Source organism: Pedobacter jeongneungensis (assembly GCF_039538295.1).
GTDB lineage: Bacteria > Bacteroidota > Bacteroidia > Sphingobacteriales > Sphingobacteriaceae > Pedobacter > Pedobacter jeongneungensis.
In genome coordinates this window covers 528,106-546,952 of sequence record NZ_BAABBY010000001.1, presented here as the reverse complement: position 1 = coordinate 546,952, position 18,847 = coordinate 528,106, and the positions used below count along the sequence as shown (strand labels likewise).

Below are 18,847 nucleotides of genomic sequence, written 5' to 3'. Positions count from 1 at the left end.
TAAAAAATTATTAAAAAAAAGGATACAAAATATAAGAGTTTTTATACTTTTATCGTGCTAAAACCAAAAATAAATAAAATGATAGTAATTGCAGACGGCGGATCTACCAAAACAAATTGGTGCTTGATTAACGAGGCCGGCAGAAAAATTTACTTTAACACCGAAGGTTACAATCCATATTTTTCCAAAGGAGAGTACATTGTAAAGTCTTTGAATGAGACTCTTCCAGACCACTTGGAAAGAGAAAAATTAACAGCAGTTTATTACTACGGTGCAGGTTGTTCTACGCCGGCAAATGTAAAAATTGTGGCTGATGCCATGCAACAGATTTTTACCAATGCAACCATTTTTGTAGGTCATGATTTACTTGCCTCTTCGAGGGCACTTCTTGGAAACGAGCCGGGATTTGCTGCTATCTTAGGTACAGGTACAAACTCATGTTTATATGATGGCACTGAAATTACCATGAACATCGATTCTTTAGGTTATTTCCTGGGTGATGAAGGAAGTGGTTCGTACATCGGTAAACGTATTTTGAGCGATTACATGAAAGGTTATATGCCAAAAGGTTTACGTGAAGCTTTTTACGATAACTATGCTTTAACCAACGAAGATATTTTTGATAACATTTACAACAAGCCATTGCCAAACCGTTTCTGCGCAAGCTTTAGTAAATTTTTATACGATTTTAAAGATAACTACGAGGATTACGCTTTTGCAACCATCGATTATGCTTTTACTGCCTTTTTCGAAGCTTTGGTAATCCACTACCCTAACTACAAAGACCACAAATTAAACTGTGTGGGTTCTGTAGGTTATAGTTTCCGCGATATTTTAAGTATTGTAGCCGACCGTTACGAAATGGGCGTGGGTAAAATTATCCGCTCACCTATAGATGATTTGGTGCATTATCACTTAGAGTTAGCGCCTAAAGTTTAGTTTGGAGTTGGGAGTTTTCAGTTTGGAGTTTCCCGTTCTGAATCTTATTCTTTAGTCGTAAGTCTGGAGTCTTAGTCCAAAGTCGAGTAGAACAACATAAAAAAACCCGGTTTGAATTTCAAACCGGGTTTTTCTTTTTAATAATGTCAGTTAATAGGTATGTTTTCCCTCAAGGAAGACCCTGAAATAAATTCAGGGTGACGGCTGTGGTTTAGAAGTTGAATCCACGCTAAACGCCAAACGCTGTTCGCTTCCCGCCCTCCGCTAAAACGAAATCTCCTTACCAAAAAGTTTCGCGTATTTACGCTTATCGAAACGGTACAAAGTAGCCGCCCGATATGATACTCCTTTTTGTTTTTCGTCGAGTTCTTTTAATACTCCGAAACTTACAATCTTCTTTCTAAAGTTACGTTTATCTAATTTTTTACCCAAAACCAGTTCATAAACATGCTGTAACTGAGTTAAGGTAAATTTCTCTGGAAGGAGCTCAAAAGCAATCGGCTGGTGTTTAATCCGGCGTTTTATTTTTTCTAAACCTTTGTCGTAAATTTTCTGGTGGTCGAAAGCCAGTTTAGGTAAATCGGTAATCGGCAACCAGTTGGCACGTTTGGCATAGGTACTGATCGGGCGCAGTTCTTTATCACCGCCCAAACGGATCAGCGCATAATACGCCAGCGTAATTACCCTACCCTGTGGGTGCCTGTGCGGATCGCCGAAAGCATAATACTGCTCCATAAAAATACCGCGCAAACCGGTAAGTTCGTACAAAATCCGTGAGGCTGACTGATCTAAACTTTCATCAGGACCAACAATGTTACCGGGCAATGCCCACCAATCTTTAAACGGTTCTTCATTCCTTTCAATGAGTAAGATTTTGAGTTCCTTACCATCAAATCCAAACAAAACGCAATCTATCGAGAATACAGAATCTAAATGAGGTAAAATTTGTTCCAAAGTAAAATTTAGTTATTTTAAGCAGATAAAGGTATGACTTTCAATATTAAGTAAAAAAAATAAAATAAATTACTTAGTGTAAAAAATACACACTATATTCGTATTATAAAGATGGAGCCAAATATAAAAAATATAGCTGTACTAACTTCTGGAGGCGATGCCCCAGGAATGAATGCTGCAATTAGAGCTGTTGTTCGTACCGGAATTTACCATGGCATTAATATGTTTGGTGTAATGCAAGGTTATCAGGGTTTAATAACCGACAACATAAAACCAATGGACGCCCGTTCGGTAAGTAATATTTTACACCTGGGCGGTACCATATTAAAAACTGCACGCTGTTTAGAATTTAAAACAGACGAAGGTCAGCAGATTGCTTATAATAATTTAAAGAAAAACGATATTGATGGTTTAGTGGTGATTGGTGGCGACGGAACCTTTACCGGTGCCAAACGCTTTTCTGAAACTTTCGGGGTTAAAGTAATCGGCATACCAGGCACAATTGATAACGATTTAGTAGGATCCGATTTCACCCTGGGTTACGATACTGCCATTAATACGGTAATTGAAGCGATTGACAAAATCAGGGATACTGCCGATGCGCACGACCGTTTATTTTTTATTGAAGTAATGGGACGTGATTCCGGATGTATTGCGTTGCGAAGTTCGATTGCCAGTGGTGCTGAAGCGGTGCTTTTACCCGAAAAGGAAACCAGCGTTACCGAACTGATTAATAAACTGGCCTTAGGGGCAGCAACAAAAAAATCATCGAGTATTGTAATTGTTGCCGAAGGACACAAACAAGGTGGTGCTTATGATATTGCCAAAAAGGTAAAAGAAACTTTCGATCATTACGATACCAAAGTAACCATTCTTGGCCACCTGCAACGTGGCGGTAGCCCAAGCAGTTTCGACAGAATTCTGGGCAGTCGTTTAGGTTTTGCGGCAGTAAATGCGTTAATTGCAGGCGAAACAGAACAAATGGTCGGTTTAAAAGGAAACGAAATAAAATTAACCAGCATAAGAGAGGCTTTAACAGCTCACTCCTTTAAACTCGAACCCGATTTAATGGAAATGACGGAGGTACTTTCAATATAATATGATAGCAGTTGTTTATAGCGGATCAAAAACAGCATTTTGGAAAATAACCCAAAATGGACAGGTAGTGGCACATTGCAACACTACCGGCTTAAACCCTTGCTTTGTTGATCCGAAAACGATTTTACAGATTTTAAATAAAAAAGTTGCCCTGGTTAACAATGCCGAAAACATTAAAAAGATTTATTTCTTTGCAGCCGGCGCATCTTCAGCAGACAGGAAAGAGGAACTGGCCAAAACCCTTTTATCATTTTTTAAATACAGCAAAATTGTTGTAGAAAATGATCTTTTCGGGGCAGCCAAAGCTGCTTGTTACAATCAGCCTGGTATAGTAGGTATGTTAGGCAGCGGCGCACATTGCGCTTACTTCGACGGAAAGAAACCGGTTAACAATAACTTTGGATTAGGTTATATCCTGGGAGATGAAGGCTCTTCGAATTACTTTGGAAAAATCCTCCTGAAAGAATTTTTGAGTCATAAAATGCCAAAGGATATCGAAGCCAAATTTATGCTCACACACAATCTGGACCGCCCTCAAATATTAGAACGTATTTACAATAAGCCGCAGGCTAATATATTTTTAACTTCATTTTTCGATTTTATTACCCAGAACAGCAAGCACCAATATATTTGCAGGCTGATTGACGAGGGTTTTGAAAAGTACTTCGAAACTTATATTTTACCAACGGTTGAAAAACATAAAATGCGTGAAATACATATTGTAGGCAAGGTAGCAGCCGAACTTGAAGACCGGTTAAGGTTTACAGCAGGCAAATACAACCTGGAAATAAAAAGCATTATTAAAGAACCAATACAAAATTTATTAAAACATTACACTAATTAACAAAAACAATGAGCAAAATTGGAATAAACGGCTTTGGCCGTATTGGCAGACTGGTTTTCAGAGCTGCATTAAAAAGAGGATTAGATATCGTTGCGATCAATGATTTGATCGAGCCAGATTATATGGCATACATGTTAAAATATGATACAACTCACGGTAAATTTGATGGAACTATCGAAGTTGTTGACGGTAACTTAGTGGTTAATGGCAAAACAATCCGTGTAACTGCTGAAAGAAACCCGGCTGATTTAAAATGGGATGCTGTAGGTGTTGAAGTAGTAATCGAATCAACAGGTTTATTCTTAACCCGTGCTGATGCTGAAAAACACATTGCTGCCGGTGCTAAAAAGGTAGTTTTCTCTGCTCCTGCTAAAGACAGCGATATCCCTACTTATGTAATGGGCGTTAACCACCATAAATTAACTGCTGATCAAACAATTGTTTCTAATGCATCTTGTACCACAAACTGTTTAGCACCAATTGCTAAAGTTTTAAATGATAACTTCGGTATTGTTGAAGGTTTAATGAGCACGATCCACGCGGTAACTGCAACCCAAAAAACAGTTGATGGTCCTTCGGCTAAAGACTGGAGAGGTGGCCGTGGTGGTTTCTCTAACATCATCCCTTCTTCTACAGGTGCTGCTAAAGCAGTAGGTATGGTTTTACCAGAATTGAAAGGTAAATTAACCGGTATGTCTTTCCGCGTTCCTGTTGCTGACGTTTCTGTTGTAGATTTAACTGCACGTTTAGAAAAACCAGCTACTTATGAGCAAATTAAAGCAGCTATGAAAGCAGCTTCAGAAGGTGAATTAAAAGGCGTATTGGCTTATACTGAAGACGAAGTTGTTTCTTCTGACTTTATTGGTGATGACCACGCATCTATCTTTGATGCAAAAGCAGGTATCTCATTGAACGATAATTTCGTTAAAGTGGTATCCTGGTACGATAACGAGTGGGGATATTCTTCTGCATTAGCGAAATTCGTAGAATATTACGCAAGTTTGTAACAAAAAAAGTGCATTAAGTACTTTTAAAATCAATATAAAAGGCAACATTATTCATTTAATGTTGCCTTTTTGTTTTAAACATGTTTTTCACCTATAAATTATATTTTATTTTGACCATAAAAATTAATTTTTATTAAATAACAGACCATAAAACACCTTTAACAACAAATTATACAGCAAAAACAACTTAAAAATTTGACTAAAGTCAGTTCGAAGCCAAAAATTGACAAGATTTAACTATATCGTATCATAAATTGACAATATTTAACAATTATTTAACATATTTTTGAGTTATCTTTGCAATACAGTCGTTTTAAATACCCAAATCTTACAGAAAAAGATCAGTAAATAAAAAATGACAAAAAAAATACTTAAATTTTTCTTAGTGTATTTTTTACACTATCAAATTTTTTACTATATTTGTAGAGTAATAAACGGAACGATGTTTATCACCACAAAAAAAGATAAATCATTTTCCTGAAAAACCTTGGTTTAGATGGAAGATTAAAGACAAAGCCTGGCTCATAACAGGTTTATATTTGGTTAGAAAAAAGAGACAAGTCTGGATAGATTGTCTCTTTTCTTATTTTAGGGGAGATTTACATTGTTTATCAGTAAGTTATAGACTAAATTCAGGATTAGTATATGATAATTGCAAAATTAATCCCTGCCTAATCCCTCCAAATCATGCCATCACCAGCAACTATAATAGCTGTCATCAGCTTAAAATGACACGATCCCTACATTGATATTAAGTAATTTACCCTACTCCACCAATCTAGTTGTTAGCTTTATATCTGTCTCATTCAGTCTGATAGATCCGCTTGGATGGTTATGCCATAATATTATCTTACCACTATTGGTCTTTAAAGCGACCGAAAATATAATCTTCGGATCTGCTAACATTCCCTGCACTCAACCAACTGAAATATCAACAATTCCTAACACTCGGTTACTGGTATCGAATAATATTACTTTGAATTCTTCTAGTAACTCGATTCTTCCTAATTGCCAATGTTGTATTAGTATCCTATAGGCATATTGAGAACTGTTGATTTTTGGTCGTTGCGTAATGTTATAGTTTGATTTGTAGCTTACTGCAACTTCAGCCACTTTGAATGGATTTTGTTCTTGTACCATAGGATTTAAATTAATTATGGTACGACGGCAAGCTTTTAACTCAACTAAATCAAGAAGCAACGGATATAAATAGCCTGTGTGATGGCTACGTGAGCGTTTATGCCGGAATTTCTTGGATATGTTGTGGGGAGAAGCTTAAATTGGTGCACTAGTTAGATAGATATACCTATCATACTTTCTCAATATCCAACTTACAACCTATTTCTTTCTTTAAGGGGAAGGTTTTTAGTTTTGGATATGCTTGCTCTATGAGTTTTGTTTATAATAAGGAAAGCCTCTCTTCGCACTTAAAGAGAGGCTATAATGAACTGCTCAAAAACTTTTTTCCTTGTGAGACTCATTATTGAATATTTTGGAGGAAATATTAGTATCTTAAAAATAATTATATTGAATAAAATGCCTCCAAATCGGCCCGGTAACTAAAGAAAATATTAGAGATGCTACAAAAAAGCTTATTCCGATGATATATTTAGTCTTTCTATCTAGCTTATAGAATAAAGGGGATGAACATGTTCCAATCAAAGATAAAAAATAACCTATCGTATTAACTCTATTCAGCATCTTAAGAATTTTAATATAATTATTGTCTGCATTATAATGAGCACTAATAGAAAATACTGAAGGATCTTTTACTGGCATAAACATGGCATCTTTCACTACGTAAAAGATGCCGTTAGCGCCAAACAGAAATTGAAATAGCTCAATTGTACAAATTGATAATGCTATGAAATAAATAACTTTTAAACTTTTCATATTATTATGAATAATGTGCCCAAATAATATGTAAAGAATTTATTGATCATCACTTCAATATTTTATCAATTGCCTAAAAAATCATCATTTCCTTTAGCCATAGCAATTTGCTCTAACCAATAATCAACTCCAGTTTTTCCTGCCCCACTAGGATCGATATTAAAAAAATCAGGAATTATTTCGTAATCTTTTCTAGTTTTAATTTCTTGTAGGAAATACGAAATACACTCTAAAAGCTTTGGAAAAGACGAAAATATTATTTCACTGAGACCTTCGATATCTCCATTATAATCGTAATCATAAATCCTTATCGGGAATTCATTATCACTTGTTGCGTATCTGCCATCAAAAACTAACAGTCCAATATCATTACCATCTTGTCCAAATGGGTAAATTCTGAGTAAAATTAGATCCTTCGCGACATCATTATCCAAATTATCAGTGATCTCCTTCAATGGCTCTGATGGTGAAGAGTGTGGTAATCTAATTAATGAACAATCACAATCTAGAAAAAAATATAACTTATGCCATTCAATGAAACTCTTTAGAAATTCAATATGGATTTTTTTTTCAATGTCTCTATAATTATTAACATCAAAAGTTCCGTCTACAGGCTTCCAACAAAACCATCCATCTGTATCAATTTCAGAGTTCATCATTTCACTTGGAGTTCTTTCAGTGAAAACAGTTTTTAATTCCTGATCAAAAAGCTGCTTATAAAAATCTTTAATTACATTCTGATTACTTTCCATGCTTATCTTTTATTAAAATTTATTCTTTGGTGAAAATTTAGAGTACTATTATACTTAATATCGATTGCTTAGTTAATCACCAAGTCTAAAGCCATTTTTTATTTACGACCTTTGAAGTATTATTTATTAAATCGACCTCTTCTGTAAATTCATTTAATTTAAGAACCCCCATATATCTATGTTCATCACTGTCCCATACAAAATCAGCATAAACATTATAGTGAACAACAGCTTTTACTACGACTCCTGCTGAATTTTTATAAATAACCTGATCCATAATTTCCCAATACTTATTATTGGCTGGGTCGGCATAAATTTTTCCTGTTTCATTTTGTTGGCTAAACCAATTAACCCATGCATCTGGATTGGAAGTCCTTACATCTGTGACAAGAGAAAATATTTGCATTACTGAAATCAACGTGTTTAATTTAACACTCAATCCAGGTAATTTACCATTCAATCTATACTCATGAAGAATTTTAGTCCATTTTTGGTGCACTTTTTCTGGTATTGCAAAAGCCATATAGTCCTGCTCATCATGATGATGAATCAGCTTACCACCGATGTAAGATTTATGCGTCGGATTATATTTTACCCATTGCTCATCTATTATTGGTGCAAGCGGTTTTGGCAAAGAAAGTCTCTTGCGGTTAGAGAGGCTAAACATCTCTGGTCTCTCACCAGCTAATTTGCCCCAAAAGTAATCCACATTTCAAACTATTTCTCTCTTTTAGAGGGAAGGTCTAGGTTTTGAATATGCTTGTCCTATGAGTATGGTCTAATTGTTTTAATAAGGAAGAGGCTGTCTCAAAAGTAAAATTGAGCCCCTGAGATTTGGCTGCACGAAAACTGTCTCAGCCACCTATCCGAATAAATCAAAGAAAAAAGAGGCTGTTCTCGACTTTTGAGACAGACTTATATTAAACTTTTTATTATAGACTTCACTATGGAATATTATAATGTTCTTCATTTCCTTTTATAAAGCCATACTTGTGCAATTGAGCATCCACCTCAATCTTTAGGTTTGAACCTTTAGGCGCATCCCCGGAAAGTATTAAGGCTATTGGTATCTCGGGACGATATGTATATTGTGAATCTGCTTTTTCAACTATTAGTATCTGATCTAATATTCCTTCAGTATTGCCTGTAATCTTCCATTCCCCATCAACTTTTCTTCTCATTACCTCACCACAATAAGCCGAGATGAGAACAGCATATTTTTCATCAAAATCTCCAGTATCATATTTTTTTAGTGCTTTTCTAATTGCTTTATCCAAATAGATTAAGCTAGGCACTGAGTAGTCTAAAACATCAGGCGCTATTGAAAATTCAGTTGCTAGGATCTTATCACTCTCTCCAATCATTGTTTTAAATTCCTGAACTGTTATCTGTATATATCCAGGGAAAGATGCATTAGACGATATTGCCTGTTTATTTGCCCGATTTGCTCTTTTCTCAGCCTTACTTATAAAATCAATATATTCGGAGTATTTCTCATACAGTATACCATTTTTCCTCTCAATAGTATCTCTTATTATTAACGCGTCGTTATCAAATAGATAATAATTATCAGGCCACCCTTTCAAATATTCTGGTGTGAGATCATTTCTTAGAACTGCTCTTCCTTCGATTATCCATTCCTCAATCTGTTTCGATTTGACCTGTCTAGTTTTAGGTTTTTTCATCATTTCATTATTATTATTGTACTTCTTCAAAGTCTGGGCCATAATTAGGGTTGGTTGGATATTCCAGATCAATAGGACCAGACAAAATTTTAAGCAAATTCGTTGGTATGTTAGTAAATTTATCATTTGTAGGAGTCAATTCTATAGATTGTAAAAGATAAAGTTTATTGTTTATTATAATTACAAAAGCCTGTCTTATTTGCACACCTTTGCTTATTGCTGTCGCAATAATGCTTGGGCTAATTATGGTATTAACTGGTGTAACAAACACCAAGGCTGGAGGTGGGGCATTTGGTACTTTCTTTCGGCTAAGTACATCTAAATATCCTCCGATTTGCCATTTTGATGAAGATAGATAAAGCATACCTGTTACGGCTTTCGCATCATAAAACCAATACTGACTAAGAGGTACTGACACACCCATAAAATTAACATCATACGTCCAGTCTGGAATAACTTGACCAGAATTCCCCACTTTTCCAACCCGCCATGTACTGATATTGTTTTGAGGTTGGTATTTTACCCTTAAACGTTGAGGTAGGATCAATTTTTCTTTATAGAGTTTAAATGTGGCCTCTTGAAATGCCTGCCCAACCCTTCTGTTAAATTCTAATGGTGAAACACCAACATCCCATCCTTTATCTCTTCCCATTTGTCTCAATGCTTGGGTTGTACAGGGTGCAAAATTTATGGGTAAGCTAGTTGTCCCGTTATTTATAACATTATTGTAATTGGGATCGCTTTTAGATATTACCTTGAAATCGCCTTCTGTATCATCAAAATAGACTGAGTAGTTCATGTCCTGCCCCGAACCATCTGTTCCTAAATCAGATGTATCTAAGCCAACATCCCTAGTTAAAAAATCTCTTTTAAAATCAGCAAAACTTACATCTCTATTTTCATTCAAATACCCAACAGCCCATTTTGTAAATTCTTTAGTCTCTGCAGCTTCCGAAAAAGTCGTATTGAGCAATTCTTCTGCAATAAGGGGGTTCCCCTCCAAGAATGCCGTTTCATCAGCTGTCAAATGCAGTTGAAGATTTGAATCAGAGTTAAACCATTCTATCAATAGTTCTGAGGGTGTTTTCGGTACGGGTACTGGTGATGGGCCACTATTTGGCGACGGTGTTCCTTCGGTTGGAATTTCCATTGCTGAGCAGGGCAATATGTATTCAGTTCCCGGAGGTGGGGGAATTGTTGGCATCACGTAGTTTGGATCAGGTTCACAATTAAGCGGAAAATAATCCCCCGGATTAGGAGTTCCCCCTCCAGGGCCGTTAGATCCACCCGGTCCTGTCGTACCACTGCTTCCTGTACCGGTTACCGGCCTATCCGGATCGAAAGGCAGTTCGCAATCATATTCTTCAACAACGTTTACTGTATATTGATTTCCCTTTTCCGGCTTTACACTACAGTTGCAAATTGCAGCTTGTTCATATGTATGCCCCAGGCACGGACAAGTTTTAGGTGAGAGCTTAATTGTTGTAGTTGTGGTAACAAAACATTGGACATCTTCATTGCCAGTATCCATTTTTGTGCCTCTAACACTGGCAAGCATATTTAGCTTTAATGGACTTGCTTTAACCGGTATTCCATCATCAAAATTATACAACATTTTGATCCTACCGTTCCATTCTTTAACTAATATTTTTCCATCGTATTTACGGGAAACCTTGGAATTAATCCATTTCTCGGATGGCTTTAGTTCCACCCATTCAGTAATAATTTTGTTTTCTGCATCTTTATGCATCATGAGGTAATTCAGAAAACCATACTTGACCATCCTCTTTTCAGAGATATGTATATAAACCCCAGGCCTGTGCAAGGGTGTTAAGACAGCATTCGTACCAATGCTTAAATCCTTAAACTGTGATGCGTCCCACATTGGAAGTTTGTTATCAGAGATATCAGCGTCAATATCCCCTCCTGATTTTACAGAACCATTTGAAGAGAGTTTAGCTCCAGTCTTAAACTTTAAAATATTATTTTCGAAATACTGCTTTGCTTCCTCGAGTGATATCGATTTATCAAGTAGATTTGAATTGGGCATCATAAGATCTTTCTTACATGCCTGCGCCATGAATAGGCACATTAGAATTAAGCAAGCTACTGCTTTTCCTTTGTTAAGCATTAATTTATTCATCGTTAATTTAAATTTTTAAATGTGAGAGGGATGATATTGTAAACATAAGGCAACAGGATTGTTACTCAAAACGCAATTCTGTATTTTTACACTAAATAAAATATATAGGCTATTTTTTGCATAATAGGAGAATATTTGCATTTAAAAAATTACATAAGCACCTAAAATGATTAATATTACTCACCGCTTGCGAACTGAGAAAATGTATGAGAATCAACAGTTATAAAACAACGCAATCCATCGGATTGCCAAACAGGGAAAAATCAGTCCATAAAGTTGCTCCATAAAACCTGACACCTTCAAACTCGACAAAATTATTTTCCAGTACATGAACATTTGAAGCTTTAGACAGCTCTACTATTTTACGAAGGGTGTTAGGATATGTGCCTTTATAATACTCGTGATTACCTAAAACATAAATTACAGGTTTATCAGGGATATTTTCCTTAATCCACTCAATACCTTTTGTTCCGAGGTTAATATCGCCAGCCAGAATAACAAGATCAGCATTTCGGAAGCTTAACTCCGAAACCCCAAATTCCTGATGCAAATCGCTGATAATTTGTATTTTCAATTGTTTATTCGATTATTATTGCCACAAAATGCAGTTAACGTTACAAAGAAAATCATTTAGAAATAAAAAATCACTATACCACTTCTATACCCAAATGCCTGTAAGGTGCCAAAGCAGCATCATCAGGAGTGGTTTCGGTAATGATTACATCTACATCGGTAACCGGACAAACATAATAAGGCTCTACGGTATTTATTTTTTCGAGTGCTGAAAGTGCAATTGTTTTTTGTGCCTGATTGATCATGGTATTGTTCAGTTGGGCATCTTCATAAATAATAGAGGTGATACCCATGCTGTGGTGCAGGCTACAGATGCCCAGCATACAGATATCTGCCCTCACTTTCTTAAAGGTATCAACAGTTTCCTGCCCCATAGTGGTAAATGCGGTTTTATGCAATCTTCCACCGGCAAATATTACTTCGGCACTCGGGTGATCTTCCAGAATATTAGCTACCGGAAAGCTATTGGTAATAATGGTAATCTTTAAATCTTTCGGTAATACCGCAGCCAGGGCAACTACAGAAGTACCACCATCAAAAAACACTACCTGACCATCTTTTAGAAATTGCAAAGCTTTGTTTGCAATGGCCTGTTTATGTTGCTGGTTGTATTTTTCCCTGTCCCGGTAATGTTGTGGTATGGGTGAACGGGAAATAGCACCGCCACGAACCGCACGGAGCAAGCCTTGCGAATCGAGCTCTTTAATGTCGCGGCGCACGGTATCTTCTGATACATTTAGTAATGTACTTAACTCATCCAGCCTTACCTTGGTGTCTTTTTCAAGAGTATCAATAATAATTTGTAGTCGCTCTTCTTTTACCATATTACTGCAATATATTGCAAATATAAGAATTTATTGAGAAATAAATTTGCAACATATTGCAATATTAAATATTTTTGTTGCAAAATATAGCAAAAATGAAAAAGACAATTGGTATAGATATGGATGGCGTACTTGCCGACATCGAGGATCATATATTACAGACTTATTATGCTGAAACTGGCATTCTGCTTACGCGCAACGACATTAAAGGCAAACAGGAAGAGGAACTTTTCCCCGACAGGGCCATTGTAATGAAAATTTGCAACAGGCAAGGCTTTTTCAGAAACCTGCCCGTAATGGAAGGCGCCGTTGAAACCGTAAAACAACTTATGGAAGATTACGAAATTTATATTGTTTCGGCAGCCATGGAATTTCCTTTATCGCTTTTCGAAAAACACGAGTGGCTGGCAGAACATTTCCCTTTCATCAGCTGGAAAAACATTATTTTTTGCGGAGATAAAAGTATTATAGATACCGATTATTTAATTGATGATCATTGCAAAAACCTCGATTTCTGTAAAGGCAAACCTTTAATGTTTACAGCATTCCACAATGTGGAGAAAGATCACCATCAACGCATTAACCACTGGGACGAGGTGCCCGCTTTGCTGAAACAACTGGAAGAGGAAAACCTGGCATTGGCATAATTAAAAAACAGCTTAAATAAAAAAAAGGATGTAGCCACTGGCTACACCCTCTATCTAAATTAACGCTCTCAACTATGAAGTTGATATAAGGCTCTCACCCCTTATGCCTACAATATTACGGCAGAAAGATTAAGATTTGATGAAGATTTTTAATTTATGATTGATTTGATAAAGATTTTTTTCCTTTAATCGCTTCCGCAACCGCCACAACTTCCGCAAGAGCTTCCACAAGATGAGCCGCATGAACTTCCTCCGCTTCCACCATCGCCGCCATTATAAATGCCACTGCTCCGCTCGTTCAGCAGGGGGATCAGGCTTACGGTTAAAACGGCCGGGCCATACAGAAAATAATCCCAGCGCCAATCCTGGTCATCTTTTATTTTTGGCAAAATGGTTTTCTCATAAAGATGGGGCAAAGTGTGGCTAAAAAAATATTGGTTGAGACGATTCAGCTGATTTATTACAAAAACAATAAAGAGTACCAGCAAAATCGCCAGCTGAAAAATGGGTTTATCTCTCGAAATACCTGTAGCTAACCGAACCAGAGGGAAAATAAATAATACTGCGAAAACACCAAAATTCAGATAAAATAGTTTTGCGTATGGTTTGGATTGCCTAAAATACGACTTAAACAAATCTATACTCTTTGCTATGTTGCTAAAAACAGCCTTTGTTTCCAATTGTTGCAGCAATCGAGCATAAAAAATATTCCCTCTATCCTGCAAAACAGTAACTACCTGAAGCTGCTCTGCTGAAAGCCCTTCTGCTTCGCCCAAAATACAAAGCCTGCGATCGGCCCCTATTTTGATTATACCATCATGTATCAGTTCACTTATGGCGCCATTTATCGCATCGGCCAGCCTCTGGCTTTTAAGATAAATGATTTCGAAAGGTTTAAGGTAATATATAAAAGATTCTTTATCAAAACCATTAGCGATCTGTTTAAACCTGCTTTTGGTATATAATCGAAGAATTACATGAGCCGGAAGCAATAAGGCAATAAAGCTTAAAATAAAATAAGGATTATCAATATGGATGTAAACTGGTTTGAGCAGGTAATAAAAAGGTATGCACATGATCAGGACGACCAAAATGCCATATATTGCAAAATGACCAATTTTAAGTTTTGCAGGCTCAAGTTTCAAACTGCTCAACATGGTATCGTATAACCAAAAATTTTCGGGCTGCTGACCAAAGTGATGATTATAAATATTTTTTGTTTGTGTTATTGCCTGTATAAATCGCTCGGCTTGTGCCTTATGGTGGGTAGAAGGAATATGTAGAATATTTTTACCCAATAAATCGCAGAAATCAGCATATGATTGACTAAAAATAAGGTGCTGGTGCCAAACGATATCAACTATGGCAGAAGGAGAAACCATACTATCGGAACCGGCAGCCAAAAACATGAACTTTTTGTATTCCAGAATCGCTTTTTCGGTAAAATCTTTGGTCCATCTGTTTTCGGCAGCCAACCTGACCGAGAATGAATATTCGCCTGTTGGATCATCGGGATCAAATTGCAGTACCTTATTCCACAGCGTTTCGTTCATATTCAGTTCAATTATTTTTCAAGCTCCAGCCACTTCACAATCTTTTTCCACGGGTTGGAAAGCAGCACAAGCAATAATTCCAGTATTATTTCCATATCCTAAATATACTAATAATTAAAGCTTTAAGCAATAACGATTATACCAGTTCTTTTACCAGTTTACTGCGGATCCTGCTCAGCGTTTCAAGCCGCATACCTAAATAACTGGCAATACAGCGCAATGGGACTTTAGACACGTCGAAAGGGTTTAATTCCATAAATTTTTCGTAACGCCTCTCTGCGGAAGGGATACGGGCGAGTATTGATCGCTCTGAAGCGGCATGGTACTGCAGTGCCAGGATTTTTCGTCCAATGATATTGGTTTCCTGATGGCTTGCGTACAACTTGTTTATTAAGGAACGTGGCATGGGCACAAGTTCAGAATTTTCAAGTGCCTGCAAATATTCTATTGAAGGCTGAATGGTTTCATCGGGATGCTGAATTGCACCAATAAATTCGTTTCCTAAACTGATCCAGGTGGTAATTTCTTTACCATCATCTTTTATAAAACCTCTTACTAAACCATTTACCACAAAAAAAACATCGTCGTTATTATCAATTGGTGAGAGAATGTATTTATTCTTTTTAACCTGAATGGGTTGGAGATTTTTTTCAATTTCCTGAATAAAACCCGACGTTATCGGGCTTAAACTGCTGAAATAATTCAATACAGCATTAACTAAAAATACCTTGCGGGATTCGAGCATACAATATAGGGATAGACTTTAGACCCTTAATAATAGCAAATCCAACTGAAAGATTAAAATAAAGTGAGTTATTGAGACGATTGTGCTGCTAAAAACTTATTATACGGTAGCTTTTTTAATATTCTGCACGGCAAGCTGATTAATCCAGGTAAATATTCGCAGCTTTGTTTCGTCGTAACTGGCAAAAGATTGCCATACTTCGCAAAATGTTTGCGTTAAAATTGATTTTGCTTTTTCTTCGTCACTTACCTGCCTGATAATTGACCCGTAAATTGCCGCGGCGTATTTTTGGTAAAGCATTTTAAAAGCGGCCACATCATGAACCCTTAACCGGCCAAAAAGAACCTCCTGCTCGGATAACCAAACCTTTAGGCTGGCATCCTGATCTAATATCCGGTTAACTGACACATTCATGATACGTTGCTATTAAACACTTAACATGGATAATATTGATTTGTTTAACCCACCCCGGCTAAATCAAACAACCAAACAGAGTACACCTGAAAGTGCTAATCAGAAGTAGCATTTTGGCCTTCTGCTTTTTTTGGTGACAAGATAATAACCCACCGAAATTTCGTGCGAGCCATAGTCGTAATTACCCAGTTTGTTTAAACTATAATCGTATCCGTAACCAAGACGCAGATTTTCGCGGACAAACATTTCGCTGATAAATCCAATCGCTGCACGATCACGAAGATTGCTTTCTAAATTTTGCTTGGGATATATTTTTACCGAGGTCCGGTAAACTGCCCCCAACCAAAAACGTTCCTTCACTAATAAAAACGCATTTAAATCCAGTGAAGTTGGCCCATGCAGGTCATCTTTGATTAAAAAAGTCGGTTTAAATACAAATTCATCGTTTAAAGGGAGCGCCAGGCCCGAGCTTAGGTAAAAATGCGGCTGCACTTTAACGTTCAGCAAGTTATAATCACTAAAAACGGATAAGGATTTAGATAGCAGATTATCGGCAGAAAAACCGATAAAAAATTTCTCGTTCGAATAATGAATACCGGCACGGATATCGGGCGTTACCTGACTAATGCTTCCGGCTGGGATGCGGTTATCGCCCTGTTCAATTGGATCGAGCAGGTTTCCGTTCAATCCCATCTGTATTACACCCACGCCCAAGCCAAAAGCAAGGATATTCGTTTCGGTACGGTCTAACTTAATGCGATAGGCAAAATTGGCCGAAGCATTTAAAGAACTCTGCGCACCAATTTTATCTTTTGCGATAATGGCACCTATTCCCAAACTTTCGTCGTTTATGGCTTCATCGGCAGAAACCGACAAGGTTTGTGGCGCACCTTTAACCCCTGTCCACTGTGCACGTGCAAAAGCCTGCAGATACAGCTCTTCTTTATAACCCGTATATGCCGGATTAATATACATCCCGTTAAAAACATACTGACCAAACTGCGCATTCTGCTGAGCATGCAATTCTGCACACAAAAAACAGCTAATAACAAAAATGATCTTTTTTAAACTTGTCATATTAGGTTAATTGTATTACCTGATGATGGTGATGTAACCTTTGTATTCCAACCAGTTACCATCACCATTTTTCACTTTTATTATGTAGAAATAAGTCCCGTCACTTAATCCGGGAGCGGTCCAGTCATTTAGGTATTTATTTGATTGATAAACGGTACTCCCCCATCTATTGATTACCGTTACCTCGTTATAATCGAAAGATTGCAGGTTTTCGAGATAAAATGTATCGTTTTTCCCATCCCCGTTGGGTGTAAATACATTGGGTATCCTTAAACCTGAAATTTCTTTTAAATCGGTTGAGGTGTTGTTTGATAATATTGGATCGTGTTCGGTAGCCGTTACTGTTGCGGTATTGGTTACCATTCCAGGTTGTTTAGCCCTTACATGCACCACAAGTTCTGCAAACTTTCCATTGCCCAGTAGCGCTATTCCCCATTGGATAGTTCTGGTGGCTGAATCGTAAGTGGCTTCGCCATCAGCGGGTTGTGCTAAACTTTCAAAAATGAGGTTATCAGGCAAAACATCCTTCACTTTTACCAGGGTGGCATCATCAGCACCATTGTTCCGCACATCCAGGTAATAATTGAAAACCTGGTTGCTGAGTACATTTTTGGTTTCCGACCGTTTGGTGATGGCTACATCGGCTTCTGGAACATTGATCACCTCCACTTCTATCTCGTCCGAAAGATCGGATGTACATCCAAAATTGTTCACTGCGGCCACTTTATAAATCCCTGCGGTGGCGGTAATGAGGTTTTGCTTGTTATGACCAGGTACCAATACCCCATCCTTAAACCAAATGTATGTATTTGCCCCTCCCGAATTTGCGCGCAAAGAAACCGACGACCCTTTTTTGATCGTAATTTTCTGCCGCCCATTGGGTACGGTCTGGCTAAATCCTGTTATAAATGAAAATAACAGAAAAGCCATAAACAGGAAGGTTTGGAACCTAAGCCTCATTTATAGATTTACAGATAAGATGATATCAACCTTGATTAAAAAGTAACGGCGTTGGCTGTTCCAGAAATTTGTGCAGGTGTGATGGTTGGTTTTGCTGGTTTTGCCGTTACCGTTACATCATGATCTACCGTTTGTGCACAATATTTATTGCCGTTAATTAAATAACCTACCTTTAAGCGGTATTTTGTGGTACCCACAGCAGGTGAAACCGGGGTATAATCTTTTTGGGTTGCACCCGATATTGCGGTTTCAGTTGTACCCACAACAGTGTACCATTGATAAGCTAAAGTAGTAATCGCAGATTCCGGATTGGTAACCGTTCCTACCTGGGCAACCGAGGTTTCCACACAAAAATTAGCCGCAGCAAAATCGGGCACTAATGGTTTAAGTACATAAACCGGAATTTCCTGCATATCCGATTCGCAGGACCCTGCGGTGGTAGCTTTTGAGCTTAAATAATAATATCCGCTCTGTAAATCTGCTGCAGCAATTTTATTTCCACCAGCTAAAGTAACTGCAGCAGATGGCGTAGTGGTTGATGTTGCGCTAAACCTTACTATCCAGTTTTCGCCGGCGGGAGGTGCAGGCAAGGTAAGGTCTGAGCCTTTACAAAACAGGTTTACACCTGTTGCGGTTGGCGTAATTTGCGCCGAAACGCGTAAAAAGTTACAAATCAGCAGTAATGTGATTACACATAAGCTTTTTTTAATGGTACTGTTCATGGGATGGGGATTTTTAA

At 37.4% G+C, this 18,847-nt stretch carries 21 protein-coding genes; 5 read left to right on the top strand and 16 right to left on the bottom strand.

Annotation, left to right across the window (positions count from 1 at the left end; all coding sequences use genetic code 11):
* Positions 1-78 precede the first annotated feature (78 nt).
* Positions 79-939 carry an N-acetylglucosamine kinase gene (locus ABD769_RS02390; protein ID WP_344849084.1) on the top strand — a complete coding sequence of 287 codons (861 nt, stop codon included), beginning with the start codon at positions 79-81 and terminating at the stop codon, positions 937-939.
* Between the two features lie 264 nt (positions 940-1,203).
* Here the strand turns inward: ABD769_RS02390 and ABD769_RS02385 are convergent, their stop codons facing one another.
* On the bottom strand, positions 1,204-1,893 hold the full coding sequence (locus tag ABD769_RS02385; protein ID WP_051584721.1) for an NUDIX hydrolase: 690 nt from the start codon (positions 1,891-1,893) through the stop codon (positions 1,204-1,206).
* A gap of 111 nt (positions 1,894-2,004) precedes the next feature.
* Between ABD769_RS02385 and pfkA the strand changes: the two genes are divergently transcribed.
* From pfkA to gap, 3 genes are read left to right on the top strand one after another with little or no spacing between them, the layout of a single operon-like run.
* A complete protein-coding gene (pfkA, locus tag ABD769_RS02380; protein WP_344849081.1) occupies positions 2,005-2,991 on the top strand; it encodes a 6-phosphofructokinase in 987 nt (328 codons plus the stop codon).
* Position 2,992: 1 nt separating this feature from the next.
* Positions 2,993-3,835, top strand: a complete 843-nt coding sequence (locus ABD769_RS02375; protein WP_344849079.1) for a hypothetical protein — start codon at positions 2,993-2,995, stop codon at positions 3,833-3,835.
* An 8-nt stretch (positions 3,836-3,843) separates the two neighbouring features.
* Positions 3,844-4,842 carry a type I glyceraldehyde-3-phosphate dehydrogenase gene (gene gap, locus ABD769_RS02370; protein WP_025144555.1) on the top strand — a complete coding sequence of 333 codons (999 nt, stop codon included), beginning with the start codon at positions 3,844-3,846 and terminating at the stop codon, positions 4,840-4,842.
* 765 nt (positions 4,843-5,607) lie between these two features.
* Here gap and ABD769_RS24980 read toward each other — a convergent pair.
* From ABD769_RS24980 to ABD769_RS02330, 9 genes are all read right to left on the bottom strand, one after another.
* Positions 5,608-5,748 (bottom strand): JAB domain-containing protein, encoded by a 141-nt coding sequence (locus ABD769_RS24980; protein ID WP_425568842.1) that lies wholly within the window; start codon positions 5,746-5,748, stop codon positions 5,608-5,610.
* A gap of 9 nt (positions 5,749-5,757) precedes the next feature.
* Complete coding sequence (locus tag ABD769_RS02365) at positions 5,758-5,982, bottom strand: hypothetical protein (RefSeq protein WP_344849076.1); 225 nt, start codon at positions 5,980-5,982, stop codon at positions 5,758-5,760.
* A 372-nt stretch (positions 5,983-6,354) separates the two neighbouring features.
* On the bottom strand, positions 6,355-6,735 hold the full coding sequence (locus tag ABD769_RS02360; RefSeq protein ID WP_344849074.1) for a hypothetical protein: 381 nt from the start codon (positions 6,733-6,735) through the stop codon (positions 6,355-6,357).
* A 65-nt stretch (positions 6,736-6,800) separates the two neighbouring features.
* Positions 6,801-7,487 (bottom strand): hypothetical protein, encoded by a 687-nt coding sequence (locus ABD769_RS02355; protein WP_344849072.1) that lies wholly within the window; start codon positions 7,485-7,487, stop codon positions 6,801-6,803.
* Positions 7,488-7,572: 85 nt separating this feature from the next.
* Positions 7,573-8,196 carry a hypothetical protein gene (locus ABD769_RS02350; RefSeq protein ID WP_344849070.1) on the bottom strand — a complete coding sequence of 208 codons (624 nt, stop codon included), beginning with the start codon at positions 8,194-8,196 and terminating at the stop codon, positions 7,573-7,575.
* A gap of 235 nt (positions 8,197-8,431) precedes the next feature.
* Positions 8,432-9,214 (bottom strand): hypothetical protein, encoded by a 783-nt coding sequence (locus ABD769_RS02345; protein WP_344849069.1) that lies wholly within the window; start codon positions 9,212-9,214, stop codon positions 8,432-8,434.
* The gene (locus tag ABD769_RS02340; RefSeq protein WP_344849067.1) at positions 9,186-11,315 is read right to left on the bottom strand and encodes a hypothetical protein; all 2,130 of its coding nucleotides are present in this window, start codon (positions 11,313-11,315) and stop codon (positions 9,186-9,188) included. The genes ABD769_RS02345 and ABD769_RS02340 overlap by 29 nt, the downstream gene beginning before the upstream one ends.
* Positions 11,316-11,535: 220 nt before the next feature.
* On the bottom strand, positions 11,536-11,889 hold the full coding sequence (locus tag ABD769_RS02335; RefSeq protein WP_344849065.1) for a metallophosphoesterase family protein: 354 nt from the start codon (positions 11,887-11,889) through the stop codon (positions 11,536-11,538).
* Positions 11,890-11,962: 73 nt separating this feature from the next.
* On the bottom strand, positions 11,963-12,712 hold the full coding sequence (locus ABD769_RS02330; protein WP_344849063.1) for a DeoR/GlpR family DNA-binding transcription regulator: 750 nt from the start codon (positions 12,710-12,712) through the stop codon (positions 11,963-11,965).
* A gap of 95 nt (positions 12,713-12,807) precedes the next feature.
* Between ABD769_RS02330 and ABD769_RS02325 the strand changes: the two genes are divergently transcribed.
* Positions 12,808-13,359 carry a 5' nucleotidase, NT5C type gene (locus ABD769_RS02325; RefSeq protein WP_344849061.1) on the top strand — a complete coding sequence of 184 codons (552 nt, stop codon included), beginning with the start codon at positions 12,808-12,810 and terminating at the stop codon, positions 13,357-13,359.
* Positions 13,360-13,544: 185 nt separating this feature from the next.
* Here ABD769_RS02325 and ABD769_RS02320 read toward each other — a convergent pair whose 3' ends face one another.
* The 6 genes from ABD769_RS02320 to ABD769_RS02295 all read right to left on the bottom strand — a co-directional run bounded on the left by ABD769_RS02320 (position 13,545) and on the right by ABD769_RS02295 (position 18,830).
* On the bottom strand, positions 13,545-14,912 hold the full coding sequence (locus ABD769_RS02320) for a hypothetical protein (protein WP_344849059.1): 1,368 nt from the start codon (positions 14,910-14,912) through the stop codon (positions 13,545-13,547).
* A gap of 136 nt (positions 14,913-15,048) precedes the next feature.
* Complete coding sequence (locus ABD769_RS02315; protein ID WP_344849057.1) at positions 15,049-15,657, bottom strand: Crp/Fnr family transcriptional regulator; 609 nt, start codon at positions 15,655-15,657, stop codon at positions 15,049-15,051.
* A 99-nt stretch (positions 15,658-15,756) separates the two neighbouring features.
* Positions 15,757-16,071 (bottom strand): hypothetical protein, encoded by a 315-nt coding sequence (locus tag ABD769_RS02310; RefSeq protein ID WP_344849055.1) that lies wholly within the window; start codon positions 16,069-16,071, stop codon positions 15,757-15,759.
* Positions 16,072-16,170: 99 nt separating this feature from the next.
* A complete protein-coding gene (locus tag ABD769_RS02305) occupies positions 16,171-17,148 on the bottom strand; it encodes a PorP/SprF family type IX secretion system membrane protein (RefSeq protein WP_344849053.1) in 978 nt (325 codons plus the stop codon).
* A gap of 15 nt (positions 17,149-17,163) precedes the next feature.
* Entirely contained in the window at positions 17,164-18,078 is a 915-nt protein-coding gene (locus tag ABD769_RS02300; protein ID WP_344849051.1) for a T9SS type B sorting domain-containing protein, read from the bottom strand.
* 65 nt (positions 18,079-18,143) lie between these two features.
* Positions 18,144-18,830, bottom strand: a complete 687-nt coding sequence (locus ABD769_RS02295; protein WP_344849049.1) for a hypothetical protein — start codon at positions 18,828-18,830, stop codon at positions 18,144-18,146.
* Positions 18,831-18,847 lie beyond the last annotated feature (17 nt).